Consider the following 15,710-nt stretch of genomic DNA (forward strand, 5'->3'; position numbering starts at 1 on the left):
GGTTCCCGTGACCTTCATATGTCAATTCTGGTGACTTTCATCCGCTCCAATTTCAATAGTAATCAGCTTCATGTTGTAATAAATTCTCCAGTTGTAAAAAAAATCCTTCATTATTACTCTGAAGCTTCTCCCTAAAAATAAATGATGTAGCAAGCCCCGGACTCCACGAACGCCCGGTCTTGACATGCATACGATATATCACTCCTCGGGTTATTCACCAGGATGTAGGGAGGCCGTTCGATGAATATTCAACTCACTGCATTACATTATGTCTATCTGGCATATATCGTCTTGATTATCGCCGTAATGATCCGGCGCAGGGATACCACGATCATCTGTGTCGCGGGTATTATGACCATTGGACTTCTGGCAACCGAAACCTTAAGCGGCTCAGTTGCCGGGATCTTCAGCAGTTTTATCTACGCAACAAAAGAATTGATAAGTACGATCTTTATCATCTCGATTATTGTGGCGATGAGCCGTGTTCTGATCAGAACCGGTATTAATGAGGTCATGGTGACACCTGTCACCCGGTTTATCCGTTCTCCTCAGGTCGCATATTGGGGGATCGGTTTGATTATGATGGTCGTATCGCTATTTTTCTGGCCATCCCCGGCCGTAGCACTTGTCGGTGCAGTACTGCTTCCTGTAGCCGTGCGTGTAGGTCTTCCTCCGATTGGGGCTGCCATTGCCATGAACCTGTTTGGACACGGGATTGCACTGTCAGGAGATTACATTATTCAGGGGGCTCCCAAACTCACAGCTGATGCAGCCGGTCTGCCCGTTACTTCCGTCATGACGGCCAGCATCCCTTTGGTTATTGTCATGGGAACCGTATCTACCCTTACTGCCTTCTGGATGCTGCGCAAAGAGATGAGATCAGGCTCACCTGTTCATTCCCCAGATGCCATATCGGGTCCCGTAAGTACGGAACCGTCTTCCTCATCAGAGACTGTGCCTACCACCCTACCCGCTAATCAGCCTGCTCAACGTCAAGTGATGTCACCCCGTCTGCAAAAAGCTTTTGCACTACTTATCCCTCTGTTATTCGCAGTTGATGTGATTCTGATGTTTGTATTGAAGTTGCAAGGCGGCGATGCAACCGCTCTGATTGGTGGAACCGCTGTGGTCATACTAATCGCTGTCACCCTTGCCGCACATCGTCATGCCGGACCAGAGGAAACAACGAATTATTTAATAGAAGGATTTCAGTTTGGTTTCAAAGTATTTGGACCGGTTATTCCCATAGCTGCGTTTTTTTATCTGGGAGATGCTGCAATTACGGAGTTGTTCAGCAACCCTCTTCCTGAAGGTTCTCACGGGATCGTGAATGATCTCGGGGTCGCACTTGCTGGACTGGTACCACTGAATGGAACCGTGGGCGCAATTACAATGACGGTGACCGGAGCAGTGACCGGAATGGATGGTTCGGGGTTCTCGGGTATTTCTCTGGTTGGCTCGATTGCGTCCATGTTCGCAGGTTCCACAGATTCCGCATCTGTACTGACCGCACTAGGTCAGGTCGCAGCCATATGGGTAGGTGGTGGAACCTTGATTCCATGGGCATTGATCCCTGCTGCTGCAATCTGCGGAGTCAGCCCTTTTGAACTTGCAAGACGCAACCTGAAGCCTGTCGTGCTGGGACTCACAGTAACGACAATTGTAGCTATCTTTCTGATCTGACCAAAGGTTATTTACACTGACACTACGATGACAGAAACACCTTCCAATCGCTGTTATTCCCAGATTTTTTTTGATCCCCTTTATCAAGGGAAAATCCGGTAATAAGCATATGCTTCCGATGTAGCTTTCTTTCAGAAAGCTTTTAGGCGACCGCTTCGCTTTTTCAGGTTTTTTCTGTCCTCTCCGTTATCGTGTAAATGATTAGTTCATCTCAAATAGACATTTTAAAAAAACGTGCGTGAACGCGCCCAGTTCCAGAGATCTTCACGTTTCATCTCGGCCAGGTGCAGCATTTCCACATATGGATCTCCCTGTAATCCAAGTACTGAAGCAAAAGCAGGCTCCGTCTTCCACCCTGTCTGTTTCAGTCTGCGGATCTCACGATGACCCGCGTCTCCCCACAGTTGTAACAATCTCCACTCCACGATCATATGTAGGTATGCATTCTGCCTGTTAACTGGCACGGATTGGGCAAAAATCTCCACTGGCCAATGTCCCACTTGCAAATGACAAGTCACATAAGGACGTTGGCCTGGAAGATCCCCACCACGAACACATTGAAACTCAGCAACGGCTCCGATTCGATTGTATATCTCGGCTTCAAACACATTCAGATCTTCTGCATAACACAGCAAATCCAGATCACTGCCCGGAATATCAATATCAATCGGTACCGTTCCTGCTGGATATGGGTGATAGTCAGCTAATATATCTAGCAATCCACTGCTCTGTAACACATGATATGCGTCCTGCTGACGTGCATTACCCGAAGCCAGATGTGCCATGACCTCTGCGGCAGTGTTCATCTCCCCGCCTTGGGCCACAGTTAATTCGAACCTCCGGTAATAACCTGTTTCACCCGTCCCACTTGGCCACTCGTCAGTCGTACTTTGATTCCGTGTGGATGTGTAGGGGACTTGGTTAACAGATCCTTTACAATGCCACGTGTCAGCTTACCTGTAGCTTGGTCCTGCTTCAATACAATGTCCACTTCAAGACCCGGTTTAATATTTATTCGTTGCTGTCCATTCATCATGTTCACTCTCCTCTATGTCATCATTCATATCATGGTTCAAGTAGCTCTTCATACAAAGCTCCATCTATTGTAGACGTTTTGGTTTCAAAACAAAAGGGAGACGACAACACCTCCCACTCCTGGATTCATGTTTCATATGGAGATCAATATAAAGAAACCGCAGGTCTCTATATCCCGAGGCCTGCGGTTTCTAATTGAATTGCAATCTCTAGGGCTTCACATGCTTCAACGAAGAAGAAGGTGCAGCCCCATCCTTCGCAGCTTCACGTGCCTTCACAGCAAGCAGCTCAGACACCGTCACGAATCGATATCCCTGCTGCTGTAACTTCGGCAGGATCGTTTTGAGAGCAGCTACCGTATGGGACTTGCCTTCCACCTTATCATGGAAGAGTACAATATCCCCATTACGTGCGTTATTCAGTACTTTTTTAACGATAGCCGATACACCTGGAGAAGCCCAGTCCCGTGTATCCTGATGCCAGGACCAGAGTACAATGGTATACCCTTTTTGTTTGGCCGCCTGAATGACCATGTCATTATAATAGCCGCCCGGTGGCCTGAACAACAGGGGACGCTCCGCTCCCGCATCAATGATGGAACTTTCCGCTGCGTTCATATCCTTCATGTACTTGTCCGCACGTGTCGATCGGACTGCATACGTGTGCGCATACGTATGATTGGCGATTTCATGTCCTTCGAGCTGTTCCTGCTTAATCAGTTCAGGAAATTTTTCTGCCCATTTGCCCAGTACGAAAAAGGTTCCTTTGGCTTGATATTGCTGAAGCAATGCCAGAATCTGCGGAGTCTGAACCGGATCTGGTCCATCATCAAAGGTCAGGGCGATGAGTTTATCCTGTGTGGGAACTTCCCACACGATCTCTCCTCGTTCCTCGTAATACTGCCGGTTCTTTTGCACAGGCTTCGCATAGATAGAACTGCTACCCAGCAAAATAATTAGCGTGAACATTCCGATGACTCGGGCTGCCTTCAGGTTCATGTTGTGTCCTCACTTTGTCTTCATACGTAAACTCCCTGTTAGCATTTCCCGATTCACCCGAACTCATGAACGAAAGATCTGATCCACGACAGCAATTTCTTCAGCAGTTAATTCCACATTCAATGTTTGCAGATTGTTAATGACCTGCTCCGGTCTCTTGGCACCTGGAATCAGTGCATCAATCGATGGCTGCGTCAGGTACCAGGCCAGAACCAGATGAGCAACCTCAACATCCTTGGATTGTGCTATGCTGCGCAGTTGCTCAACTTTATCCAAATTTTGAATGAAAGCATCACCTGTGAACAGCGGGTTCTTTGCCCGTCCATCTTGGAATGTGGTATTGCGATTATATTTACCGCCTAGAAGTCCCGCTGCCAGTGGGAAATAGGGAACAAAAGATATATGATGCTCAGCCGTATACGGCAACAGCTCTTTCTCCGCTTCTCTTTTGAACAGATTATATTCAGATTGTAATACGTCTACATGCCCGTCTTTGTTGGCTTCACGTAACTGATCAATGGAGAAATTAGATACGCCAATGGCACGGATTTTGCCAGCGTCTTTTAATTGTTTTAACGCATCTACCGCTTCATCCTTAGGCGTATGTTCATCCGGGAAGTGGATGTAGAACAGGTCAATGTAATCCGTTTGCAGACGTTTCAACGCCTCATCCACGGATGTCTTCAGAAAAGCAGGTGAGTTATCAATAACAACCTTGCCATCTACAAATGTATGGGCTGCCTTGGTTGCAATGATCGTATTCTGACGCTGACCGGTTTCCTTCAATACTTCGCCGATCAATCGCTCGGAATGCTCAGGTCCATAGATATATGCCGTATCCAGAAAGTTAATCCCTTGTTTCAAGGCGGTTCGAACCACTTCCTTGCCTGTCTCATCATTCAGCATGCCTGGATAGATATTATGTCCGCCTACTGCATTCGCCCCCAATCCAATGGGGTTCACGATCAGATCCGTCTTGCCCAATCGTATTTGCTGTTCTGCCATGTCTCATCTCTCCCTTACTGATCGATATATAATGGATAGTGATTCATTTTCTTGTCCCATAGTATATCAGACCGTTTAACTTATTTAAAATATCGGATTTATCGGATTACGTATTTTTCAACGCAGTTGCTTCCACATCATTAATAAACCGGCGCAGCTTGGCAGCCACATCACGATTAATCTCACCGTTCTCATACAATTGTTGCACTGTATTGCGCTGTTCCTGAATCGCCACCATCTGCAATTCAAGCTTCTCCTGATTAAACGGATCTTCCGTTTTCCCTTGGTCCCAGGTTCGCAGTTTGGCAATGACACGTTCATATTTGGCGATGACTGACAAAGCTACGATTCGATTCCCATCGTTCATATGGGCACGAATGGCCTTAATTGCCGCTTCAGAGGTGCGTAACTTCACCTGACGGAAAAGTTCTGCATTTTCTAGCATGAAGGGTTGACTCGGCTTCTGGGATCGATTGGTGAATAGATGACCCAGCATACGCCCGATCTCATTGATTGAGGTCATCATCTGAGTGTTTGCACGATTGGCCAACATCATTTCCTTGCGATCCAGCCAACTGTCACATTTGAAAGCAGCATCGGAAGCAATTGCATTTTCATCCAGCATCGCTTCGATTTCTTTGCGCTCCGCACGGGTGGCAATCAGGTTAATAGCTGTTTCCTGTTTCTGGATATATTTGCGTTTATCCGCGGTAAGCTGACCTGCGGCCTGCCTGATATATTTGGACAGATCGGAGACGACCGCGAGTGCTGCAGCTTTGTTTTCATCATTCATTTCGGATTTGACAGCCCGTATTGCGGCATTCAGCATAATGTCATGTGCTTTTCGCTCGGACTTCTGTGGTGTTTCTTCCGTGGATCCCCCAGCGTTCTTAGCCAAAACCGGAAGAAACACACTCGCCGCAATCAGGGAGAAAAGGATAACCCCTGCCGCCAGGAAAATAATCAGATCCCGTTCAGGGAAAGGTGAACCATCCTGAAGCACATAAGGAATGGAGAAGGCACCCGCCAATGTGACAGCCCCACGTACCCCAGATAGGGAAATAATCGTGATATCCTTGAATTTGGGCCTGCCTATAGAGGATTTGGTACGCAGCCACTCATTCCCTTGCCAGAACAGATAGATCCAGAGAAAGCGCAGAACCAGCAGTAGCACCGAGATCAAGCCCACATACCCCAGCACTTGCAGATTATTAAACGAAACATTTTCGAAAATAGTACTTAAAACATCCGGGACCTGTACACCCAGAATTACAAACACCAGACCATTTAGTATAAATAAAATGACTGACCATGTGCTGGCAGATACCACCTGCATTTTCAGCTGAACCGATTCAGCGCGGTCACGCTCAATGGCGTGGATAATACCGCCTGCCACTACCGCAAGAATACCTGATACCCCAATTTCTTCACTTACCAGATAGATGATAAATGGCGTCAGTATTTGCAACAGCATGTGAATTGTTACATCTTCCATGCCCAGTCTGCGAATCCACATCCCGAGCCGGATTAATAGAAAAGATAACAATGCACCGACGAGAAGTCCGCCAATGGCAATCAGAATAAAACTAAAGGTTGCCTGTGCCAGGGAAAACACACCTGTGACCGTGGCTGCAATGGCGAATTTGAAGGCGACCAAGCCGGATGCATCATTCATTAATGCTTCACCTTCAAGAAGCCTATGTATGCTTTTAGGCAAATGTACTCGTCCTGCCATAGCACCAACGGCCACTGCATCTGTCGGGGACAATATGGCTGCAAGAGCAAAAGCCGCGGGTAACGGAATCGTAGGAATCAGCCAATGAATGGCATATCCCGCCACAACCACCGTCACGAATACAAGCCCTAGCGCAAGCAGAAGGATAGGTGCACGGAGATTCCATAATTCATTCCTTGGTGTTCGCTTCCCATCGTTGTATAACAAAGGTGCGATGAAAAGTACAAAGAACAATTCCGGATTCAACGGCAAGTGTACCCCGGCAGGAAGCAGAGCTATGGCTACACCGAGCACGATTTGAATGAGCGGAACTGGAATAAAAGGTACAAACCGGTTGAGGATGTTCGATAAACCGATCAGTACCAGTAAAACAAGTACGGCTATAAATATTTCCATGATGACAATCCCTTTCCGCTATAGAAGTGGTGAAACCTTTGTTACATAGGTTTATTTTAACATAATCCAGACTTTGTTATAAAAATGTTGTCATATTCATATACCCATTCACACGGTCACAAACTAGTCTATTTAGGTTGAACTAATCATTTACACGATAACGGAGAGGACAGAAAAAACCTGAAAAAGCGAAGCGGTCGCCTTTATCCCCGGATTTTCCCCATTGGAAAAGGGAATCAAAAAATCTGGGGATAACAGCGATTGGAAGGTTATTCTGTCATCGTAGTGTCAGTGTAAATAATCTTTAGTTCAACTTATTTAGATTAAAGAATTCTGAGGGATTCTGTATATAAGATGTTACAATATGCTCAGGACAATACCCGTTTGGAAAGGAACTTGCATCTATGGCATTTGGAATTAAACGACAAGAGTTGGCTGCGTGGAAGGAACAAGTCGCTCGTGGTGAGATTGCGTACCTCACTCATTTCTGGATTGACAACCGATTCCCCGGCATCACCAGTGTCACCAAAGTTGGCTGTTCAGATCTGGAACGTCTCGAGTGTTGGTGTAACGATCACGGGTTGGACCCGCGATATATTCATCAGCGGCAGCCATTTCCCCACTTTGACCTGATGGGCAGGAAACAAAAAGAAGTGTTGATTCAGGAAGGATTGACGGATCATGTGGTTCGCTTTCATTTGTGAACAAACTCAAAAACGCCAGTCTTCAAGGCTCATCCCCCCGCAAAAAGGGACGAACTCATGAGGACTGACGTCTTCAAAAGAACAAGTCATATATGCATTATCGATGGATCTGCTCAAACGACTTCATGTTCTCCAGCAGTTTCAGTTCAATTTTCTTCAACATGCCGAACATCTGCTGTTGCTCCTCTTCGGAAAGTGCTTGCAACAATTCCCACGTCATTCGGCCACGATTCGCATTAAGTGTCTTCGCAAGCTGCGCCCCTTCATCCGTTAAGGACAGCCAAACAATTCTACGATCTTCTTCACTGCGCACCCGCTGGATCAAGCCTTCCGTTTCCAGTTGATTCAGTACAATCGTGGTTGCACCGGAAGACAAGCTGAGTTGTCTCGCCACATCAACCGCCATACAGCGTTGTTCACGTAAAATCATGCCCAATATATGACTTTTTGTCGGATTCAGTTTACAGTTGGTTTCGGTCTTCTGCTGCTGATCCAATACTTTATTTTTATATCTGAAGAAGGCCTCCAACAATTGATCTACATTTGCCAATTGAGAGTTTCGCTCCGTATCCGGGCTCATAAACGTTCCTCCTGCCTTTCATCATAACCTACCTTATATTGTAACATATTTACACTATGATGTTTGTGAAAAATACGCTTGTATTGGACACCTTATACTCTACCGAAAGACTTGTGTTCTATTTTGGGTTGCACCTATTGCATTATGGCAACGGGTTTGTTTATAATAACCTATATCTTCAAAGTTACTTTTAGTTACTTAATGATTTTAATAAATTTGTTGTTATAAAGTAAACAAAAGTCACCATTATACTGCAAGGGACTTATGCACATGAATCAGAACTTACAATCACCATTAAAAACAGATGTTTGCATCGTGGGCGCTGGGCCGGGCGGTGCCTTACTTGCTTATTTACTGAATCAAAAAGGGATCTCCACGCTGCTCATAGAGCGGCAGCCCCACCTGCACAAGTCGTTTCGCGGGGAGCTGCTTAATGTCGACGGAGAAGCGATTTTAAATAAACATGGTTTATATTCACTCATTCAGGAACGCGGAGCACTGCCATTGGAACAGATACAGTACTGGGAGAACGGACACATTATTCATACCGTTTCCCCGGGTAATGAAGAATCTCATGTGGGTATTCATGTACCGCAAGATCATCTCCTGGAAGCCATCGTGTCGCACGCTGAGCAGCACAGTTCAAACGAACAAGTACTCTTCAATACCATAATGACCGGTTTGCTGCGAGACAAGAAAGGCCAGATCGTTGGTATTAACATTCGCCAGAACGGCGCGCCCGCTTCGATCGAAGCATCTGTTATTGTTGGTGCTGATGGCAGATACTCTGCTGTACGCAAACATTCCGGCTTGACCCCCGAGATTCGCAAGCACGGATATGATCTGCTATGGGCGCGCATTCCGGCACCGATAGGTTGGGAACCGGCTGTTCGGATGGCCAGCATGGATGGTCAACAGCTCGCACTGTTCTCACAGTTTGGCGGTTATGTTCAGATTGGATGGAACATCCCCGAGGGAGCATACGCCAAGCTTCGAGAGCAGCCGATTGCTCCTTTTGTAGACAAACTTGTCTCTGCCTTTCCTTGCCTGTCTGATTCTGTAGCTGCCAACATTCAGAGCTGGAGTGATTTTGTCCTGTTATCTGTCGAAAGCAGCTATTGCCAGTCGTGGGCACAAGACAATGTTGTACTCATCGGTGATGCCGCTCATACCATGACCCCAACCGGTGCGTTCGGACTTAATGCTGCGCTCGAAGATGCGGATGTGCTCTCCGAATTACTTGTTCAGATGGCCACAGACCAATTCAGTTCCACTGCACAACTTCAGGAACTTCAGACGAATCGCGGAGCGAAGGTTCAACAGCAGCTTGCACGACAAGTGGAGATGGAATCTTCTTTTCAGCAGCGCTATGAATCTTTTCTTTAAAACCCGATAAGATCACCTTACACGAATACATGAATTCACTTGCTGCAAAATCAAAAAAGGTGGCATCCCTGATCAGGATTACCACCTTAGAACCTCGAACTAGAATCGAAGTCGAAGTCTATTATTATTATTTTATCCTTCTCTGCCGTTCATGGCACTGACTCGAAGTTCCGCCAGTGGCAAAGACGATCGCTCCGGATGACGAAGTCTTACCGTCCGGCTCTCGCCCGGGAGCAGATCAAAATAATTGTCACTGAATCGCACACGCCCAAGAGGGAGCTCCAACTTCACCAATCGTGCAATTGCTCCACTCGCCGTAACCGTTACAGACTGTTCCTCTTCATTCACATGTACACTCAATTGAGATTCCGGCAATGCCACATCCTTAGGATCACGCAAGAAGTACCGATTGATCGGCGCCGCAAACCCTTCGGATACCAGCTCAACCATGACTTCCTCCGCACGTCTGCCCTGCAGCACCTCTGCTTCAGTTAATTCGGCAATATACAATGCAGATTGAGATGTTACTTCAACAGCATGTATGCTGGAATAGAACTTCTCTCCATTCAACGTGTAGACATTGAAGAGAAGTTCGCCTTTCAAGACTTCACTTGTATCGTTCACAACCCACAACGCAAGCGGCTCCCCCGGCTCATGCTCCAGTGACAACAGAACAGGATGAAAGAATATTTTCCCATAATAAAAGGATGCCTTCGGCAGCAGTTCATAATCAATCATGGACCAGCTTGTTCCTGGCCAGCTATCATTCAGTTGCCACACGAGCGCACCGCTGTTACGGTGATTAATGCGCCGGAAATGTTCAATGCCATAGCGCAATCCTTCCGCTTGAGTCAGCATGGAATAGTTCATGTATTCCTCTATATTTTGCGGGATGCCTGTGTAACCTTCCATCAGCAAAATACCTTTTTGGTGATTGGTATCCTTGTTACGATAGGCCATCTCTGGACTGCCCCAGTAAAACTGCCCTGCGGGCATATTTTTCTCCAGAGTGTAACGATTGGCCGAGGCATGCATACCAAATTCACTGCTGAACAACGCATGATCGTTTTTGTAATTCTTGAACGTCACACCTTCAATACTGTAGTCCAGCAGCGGCGGCTCTCCATGCTTCCTTGGATAGACCGAGCCATGCCATACCTGCCAGTTGTGACGATCCCCGACATCGGGATCATTCGCATCCTGACCATTGCTATCCCCAAACGGAGAAGAAGGCCAGTACGGACGGGACAGATCCAAGCGATCCAGCACTTCAGGGATCAGTTCATGATAGATAAGTTCGCCGTAGAACGGACTGGTAATATCCCCACTTGCAGACTTCATGTCATAAAGCCAGTCAATCTCGTTATTGCCACACCAGATGGCAAGCGAGGCACGGTTACGCAGACGGATGACATTGTTTTCTACCTCTTGCCGGACATTATCCATGAAATCACGATTGAAATCCGGGAACAACGCATTCGCAAATGCAAAATCCTGCCACACCAACACCCCTTGCCGGTCACACTCATCGTAGAAGACATCCTTCTCATAGATGCCACCGGCCCAGACGCGCAGCATGTTCATATGTCCTTCTACCGACAGCTCGACAAGCTCACGATACCGGGAGCTCGGGATGGCACCAATCAGATGATCAGCCGGAATCCAGTTGGCACCCTTGGCATATACTTTGACTCCGTTCAGAATAAATGTAAATGCATCTTCACCCTGTTCATTGTGAAGAGCCAGCTCAATCGTTCGTAACCCATAAGGTTCGCTGTAACGATCCACCTCGATGCCGTCAGCACACAATGTAACCTCTAACGTATACAGATACGGCTCACCCAGATCATGAGTCCACCATAACTGAGGTGACGTGACGTTCAACGTGGTATCTGCCTTACCACCTTCTACAGGCAGTTCATTGGCACCTGCTACCTCGTGTCCGTTGCGGTCCAGCAGGCGAACATTACAGGACGCAACCACAGTCTGCTCACGCTTCTGTCTGCTGCGGAAAGACAAGACGGACTTCACATCTGCCGTGACGTGTAACACAGCATGCTCTGTACTGACTGATTCCGTTCGAGCATACACACTTTCCAACTTGGCTATTGTTCGTTTTTCCAGCCGTACGGCACCCCAGATTCCCACCGTCACCGTGCGTGGTCCCCAGTCCCAGCCAAAGTTCATCGCTGCTTTGCGCAGCCATGGCCGTTCCTTCGTATACGAGGACCAGTCGAAGGTTTCTTTGTCCCGGTGATGCAGGTGAAGCGGATCAAACTTAACAGCAATCGCATTCCAGCCGCTGCGTACCAGAGATGTTACGTTAAACGTATGTGACATCAACATATTCGCCGTTTTTCCAACTTCATGGCCATTCACATATACCGTTGCAAACGTATCCAATCCTTCAAACACCAGTTCAAAGTGCTCTTCCGTCTCCGCATCTCTCACCAGATTGAAGGTTGTACGGTACCACCATTCCTTTTGCTCAATCCAGCGACTTTTGGCATCATTATGACCGTAATAGGGCGGATCAATGATACTGCGCTCAATCAGTGCAGCATGTACATCCCCAGGCACTTCTGCCCCGATCCAAAAACGGTCATCCAGCGCAGCAGCTGCCACATCCATTGCCCGTTTCTCTCCAACTTCAAAATGCTGTATTTTCCATCGTCCCGATAAATCCTGACTTGAACTATGGATCTTCATTAATACACCCTCACTCTCCAATAACCCTGAGTAATACCCTATCGAAAACGTTTGCAGAAATGCAAGACATGCTGCCTGGTCTGCTCATTTCTAACTTCCCGAAGGTTTGAACGATAACGCCTCTTCGCGATATTCACTCGGGGTCTTGCCGGTATGTTTTTTGAACAGCCTGCTAAAATATTTCACGTCTTCGTAGCCGCTGATAGCAGCGACTTCACTGACCTTCGCTGGAGACACCGCGAGCATATCCATCGCTCTTCGGATACGCATATCGGTGACAAAATCTCCAAAGGTCACACCCATTTCTTTTTTAAAAAGTTCACTCAGGTGACCCGGATGCAGATGAACATGTCCAGCTACCTGCTGCAGATTAATGTCCTGTACCAGTGATGATTCAATATAACCAATAGCCTTTTGCACATGGGCTGCCTGTCCCTGACCCATTCGGCTATGATAGATATGCATCAGACCATACAGATGCTGGAACAACATATCCCCCAGATCTACAGGTTCGGCATCGGGTTCCGGCATCCAGGGTTCGAGTCTTGCGGTTTCTTCACGTCCTGTGGCTCGCATGGTACGAGTAAGCCAGCGATGACCTGCAATGACTGCTGAGTGCAGACAAGCACTGAACGATTCTGGCGTGACCTCCGGTTCTGCAATCAGATTAGCCACGAGCTCTCGCGTCCATGTTGTTAACGTGACTGAATCATTATCCAGCAGTAATGTGCCAAGTGTGGTCTCCTCTTCGTGCGTAAGTACAGTTTTGCCACCTTGGCGATCCTGAACATGCTCATAATGCCATACTTTATCATTCATCAAACCCCGATATCGGAATGCGGCTGAAGCCGTTCTGTAACTATCATGCAGATCTGCATATCCACGCACGGGCAGACCTACCGCTCCGCGCAGAGTGCACTTCAGTAATTGCTCCACCCGACGTAATGCACTCTCCAGCCTGAACGCATATTCCCGATCCACAGGCGGCCAAGAAACTACACAAATAATGTGCTGTTTCTCCACATGAGCAATGGCACCCGGCAACATATCCTCAAGGGTATTCTGCACCGCGAATCGTAAGAGCGCATCCGAGGATCGATCCCAACCCTCCGCTCGAAGAACAATAACTTGTCTGAGAATCTGTTCAGCATCAAAGCCATCAACCACCGCCTCAAGTCCAGCATCAGATCGCAGAAATGAAGGGAACTGACCCGAAGCGGTGTCACCATCAATGATCCACCCGGCAAATAACCGCTCCCGGTTCTCACGCATCAGCTGTCCCTCTCTGGACTTCTCTTCCCAACGTTCCGTGATTCGCTGTTTGGCCTGTAATACCGTCTTGATGATCTCTTCCGGTTTGCTCGTTTTGAGCAAGTAATCTGTAACCCCTTGGCGAATCGCCTGCTGCGCATAAGAAAAGTCATCGTATCCGGACAAAATAATAACCTCCAGCTCAGGTAGCAATCGCAAGCCCTCTTCTGCCAGTTCCAGCCCTGATCTGCCTGTCATCCGAATATCCGTCATCAGGATATGCGGACGTTCCTCAGCCATACGTGTTAACGCCTCCTCTGCCGAGGCAGCAGGTTGAAGAAGTTCAATTCCCAGTTCATGCCATGCGATAACGCTGGCAAGTCCTGTACGGATGATCACTTCATCATCAACAATTAATAATCTCATCGCGAACCCTCCAAGATTGGAATGGAAAACGAAATCCGGGTACCTCCCCCAACCCTGCTGTCTACTTCAAGCTGTGCATCCGCCCCATAATGGAGCAGCAGCCTCTCATTCACATTGGAGAGCCCATAACCGCCTTGGTTTAGCTGTTTTTCCGGCTGTTTTCCCTTCCATTCCCTAATGCTTATCCTTAATTGCTCCAGCCTGTCCGGTTCCATGCCGACACCATCATCCAGTACCAGCACATTCATCTGTTCAATATCTGGATCCTTGCGAATCATGATGGTGATGGTACCCACGCCTGCTTTGGGCTGAATGCCATGAATCATGGCGTTCTCAACGAGCGGTTGCAGCAACAACTTCAGCATCATTCGCTTCTCAAGTGCTGGATCTACAATGTAATGCAGTACGAATTGATCAGGGAAACGAATGGATTGCACACGCACATAATGGCGAATATGAGCAATCTCTTGTTCCACAGGACAGTAATCCTGACCATTGTTTAAGCTGATTCGCAGAAAATCACTCAAGCCCTCAACCATATCTGCGATCCTCTTCTCTTCAGACATCAAGGCAATCCAGTGAATCGAAGAGAGCGTGTTATACAGGAAGTGCGGATTAATCTGCGCCTGAAGTACCCGAAGATCAGCTTCTTTTTTGCGAGCTTCACCTCGGATAACCTCTTCTTTCAATAACTGAATATGTGCACCGAGCAGATTGTAACTCTCCCCAAGCCTGCCAATCTCGTCATCGCTTTCAGACCGAAACAGCGGAAGAGGCCGTTCCGGATCAATCCGGGACAGATGTCGCGTAAGCACCCGCAGCGGCCTCGTCACACGTCGCACAGTAAACCAGACCAAGCCTGCACTGATCGCAGCTGACATGGCAACAGCGCACCCGGTCAGAATAAGGATATAGCGATTCTCGGACTTGTACTGGTCATAGGGTACAGTTCCAACCAATGTCCAACCCGTCAATTCTTCCGGATAATAGAGCAGCGTCCGTTTATCCTCACCACTGCCATACGTGGTGGTTCCGCTACCACCATCCTGAATTAACGTTGTAACCCCTGGTTCGACCGCCTCCAGCTTAAGTCCAAGCCGGGATTTGTCCATGGAAGACAGAATCTCTCCAGAACTGCCAATGAGTTCAAGTCTGCCCTCCCCTCTGCCTAATCCCAGAGCTGCCCATTCCTTGGATATGGCCTTCTCATCCAGACTAATGGCCAACCAGCCGATGGGTCGATAATCATGAATACTGCGAATCGGCCGAACCAATGTGATCACATTTTGTATACCCGCGTAATTCTGCACCGGGTATACCCCGGTCCATTGTTTGACTGCTTCACCACTTGGAACAGAGGGATACGTCAGGTTGGATTCATTGGATTCATACCAGGTAGCGGTCGACAATGTGGCATCAAAACGTCCAGGGTATATGGCGATGTTGGCGATATATTTTTTGGAAGCAGCCAAATTGGTCATCCTGCCCAGGATATCCACACGGTCAAGTTCATGGTCCTCATTTTGGCTAAGATAGTGCTGGATATCCCGTTCTCCAATCAGGAAAATGGACAGGTTCTCCGCATCCTGCAGCATATAACGAAGATTCGCTTCGACTTGTTTCAGCGTATCCATGCCGGACAGTTTTGTTTTTTGCTCCGTGATGCGGGAAGAGATTAGAAAGGCGAACAGACCCAAAGCCAGCAATGGCACAATCATTGAAGCTGTCACCACAACGGATAGCTTCCTTTGTAACGAAGATGTGAGCCAGCGTGCCAAACGTTTCTCCTCCTCTGGATGCGC

12 protein-coding genes are annotated in these 15,710 nt (G+C 47.7%); 3 read left to right on the forward strand and 9 right to left on the reverse strand.

All coding sequences use genetic code 11. From position 1 onward, the window contains the following. Nucleotides 1-240 precede the first annotated feature (240 nt). The gene (locus MKY73_RS19290) at nt 241-1,683 is read left to right on the forward strand and encodes a hypothetical protein (RefSeq protein ID WP_339303074.1); all 1,443 of its coding nucleotides are present in this window, start codon (nt 241-243) and stop codon (nt 1,681-1,683) included. 224 nt (nt 1,684-1,907) lie between these two features. Here the strand turns inward: MKY73_RS19290 and MKY73_RS19295 are convergent, their stop codons facing one another. The 5 genes from MKY73_RS19295 to MKY73_RS19315 form a co-directional block, all read right to left on the reverse strand. Then, entirely contained in the window at nt 1,908-2,489 is a 582-nt protein-coding gene (locus MKY73_RS19295) for a DUF4269 domain-containing protein (RefSeq protein WP_339303075.1), read from the reverse strand. A 20-nt stretch (nt 2,490-2,509) separates the two neighbouring features. Further along, entirely contained in the window at nt 2,510-2,716 is a 207-nt protein-coding gene (locus tag MKY73_RS19300; protein WP_338593705.1) for a YwbE family protein, read from the reverse strand. Nucleotides 2,717-2,927: 211 nt separating this feature from the next. After that, nucleotides 2,928-3,716, reverse strand: a complete 789-nt coding sequence (locus tag MKY73_RS19305; RefSeq protein WP_339303076.1) for a polysaccharide deacetylase family protein — start codon at nt 3,714-3,716, stop codon at nt 2,928-2,930. A 63-nt stretch (nt 3,717-3,779) separates the two neighbouring features. Beyond that, nucleotides 3,780-4,721, reverse strand: coding sequence for an aldo/keto reductase (locus tag MKY73_RS19310; RefSeq protein WP_339303077.1), 942 nt, complete (start codon nt 4,719-4,721; stop codon nt 3,780-3,782). A gap of 106 nt (nt 4,722-4,827) precedes the next feature. Continuing rightward, nucleotides 4,828-6,852 (reverse strand): Na+/H+ antiporter, encoded by a 2,025-nt coding sequence (locus MKY73_RS19315; RefSeq protein WP_339303078.1) that lies wholly within the window; start codon nt 6,850-6,852, stop codon nt 4,828-4,830. A gap of 404 nt (nt 6,853-7,256) precedes the next feature. Between MKY73_RS19315 and MKY73_RS19320 the strand changes: the two genes are divergently transcribed. Beyond that, a complete protein-coding gene (locus MKY73_RS19320) occupies nt 7,257-7,556 on the forward strand; it encodes a hypothetical protein (RefSeq protein ID WP_339241268.1) in 300 nt (99 codons plus the stop codon). A 97-nt stretch (nt 7,557-7,653) separates the two neighbouring features. Here MKY73_RS19320 and MKY73_RS19325 read toward each other — a convergent pair whose 3' ends face one another. Next, a complete protein-coding gene (locus MKY73_RS19325; protein ID WP_339241265.1) occupies nt 7,654-8,136 on the reverse strand; it encodes a MarR family transcriptional regulator in 483 nt (160 codons plus the stop codon). A 270-nt stretch (nt 8,137-8,406) separates the two neighbouring features. Here MKY73_RS19325 and MKY73_RS19330 point away from each other — a divergent pair, with 270 nt between their 5' ends. Next, a complete protein-coding gene (locus MKY73_RS19330; protein WP_339303079.1) occupies nt 8,407-9,522 on the forward strand; it encodes an FAD-dependent monooxygenase in 1,116 nt (371 codons plus the stop codon). Nucleotides 9,523-9,654: 132 nt separating this feature from the next. On the opposite strand, the gene MKY73_RS19335 is transcribed toward MKY73_RS19330, so the two are convergent. The 3 genes from MKY73_RS19335 to MKY73_RS19345 form a co-directional block, all read right to left on the reverse strand. Continuing rightward, nucleotides 9,655-12,231 (reverse strand): glycoside hydrolase family 2 protein, encoded by a 2,577-nt coding sequence (locus MKY73_RS19335; protein ID WP_339303080.1) that lies wholly within the window; start codon nt 12,229-12,231, stop codon nt 9,655-9,657. A 90-nt stretch (nt 12,232-12,321) separates the two neighbouring features. Beyond that, nucleotides 12,322-13,908, reverse strand: coding sequence for a helix-turn-helix domain-containing protein (locus MKY73_RS19340; protein WP_339303081.1), 1,587 nt, complete (start codon nt 13,906-13,908; stop codon nt 12,322-12,324). Further along, nucleotides 13,905-15,686 (reverse strand): sensor histidine kinase, encoded by a 1,782-nt coding sequence (locus MKY73_RS19345; protein WP_339303082.1) that lies wholly within the window; start codon nt 15,684-15,686, stop codon nt 13,905-13,907. Before MKY73_RS19345 ends, MKY73_RS19340 begins: the two co-directional genes overlap by 4 nt. Nucleotides 15,687-15,710: the final 24 nt, after the last annotated feature.

The sequence above is a fragment of the Paenibacillus sp. FSL R5-0519 genome, from assembly GCF_037974275.1.
Classification (GTDB): Bacteria; Bacillota; Bacilli; order Paenibacillales; family Paenibacillaceae; genus Paenibacillus.

Bases quoted from the DNA above. Each gene is read 5' to 3' on its own strand.
- MKY73_RS19290 (WP_339303074.1), top strand. From the start codon at position 241: ATGAATATTCAACTCACTGCATTACATTATGTCTATCTGGCATATATC.
- MKY73_RS19295 (WP_339303075.1), bottom strand. From the start codon at position 2,489: ATGAACACTGCCGCAGAGGTCATGGCACATCTGGCTTCGGGTAATGCA.
- MKY73_RS19300 (WP_338593705.1), bottom strand. From the start codon at position 2,716: ATGAATGGACAGCAACGAATAAATATTAAACCGGGTCTTGAAGTGGAC.
- MKY73_RS19305 (WP_339303076.1), bottom strand. From the start codon at position 3,716: ATGAACCTGAAGGCAGCCCGAGTCATCGGAATGTTCACGCTAATTATT.
- MKY73_RS19310 (WP_339303077.1), bottom strand. From the start codon at position 4,721: ATGGCAGAACAGCAAATACGATTGGGCAAGACGGATCTGATCGTGAAC.
- MKY73_RS19315 (WP_339303078.1), bottom strand. From the start codon at position 6,852: ATGGAAATATTTATAGCCGTACTTGTTTTACTGGTACTGATCGGTTTA.
- MKY73_RS19320 (WP_339241268.1), top strand. From the start codon at position 7,257: ATGGCATTTGGAATTAAACGACAAGAGTTGGCTGCGTGGAAGGAACAA.
- MKY73_RS19325 (WP_339241265.1), bottom strand. From the start codon at position 8,136: ATGAGCCCGGATACGGAGCGAAACTCTCAATTGGCAAATGTAGATCAA.
- MKY73_RS19330 (WP_339303079.1), top strand. From the start codon at position 8,407: ATGAATCAGAACTTACAATCACCATTAAAAACAGATGTTTGCATCGTG.
- MKY73_RS19335 (WP_339303080.1), bottom strand. From the start codon at position 12,231: ATGAAGATCCATAGTTCAAGTCAGGATTTATCGGGACGATGGAAAATA.
- MKY73_RS19340 (WP_339303081.1), bottom strand. From the start codon at position 13,908: ATGAGATTATTAATTGTTGATGATGAAGTGATCATCCGTACAGGACTT.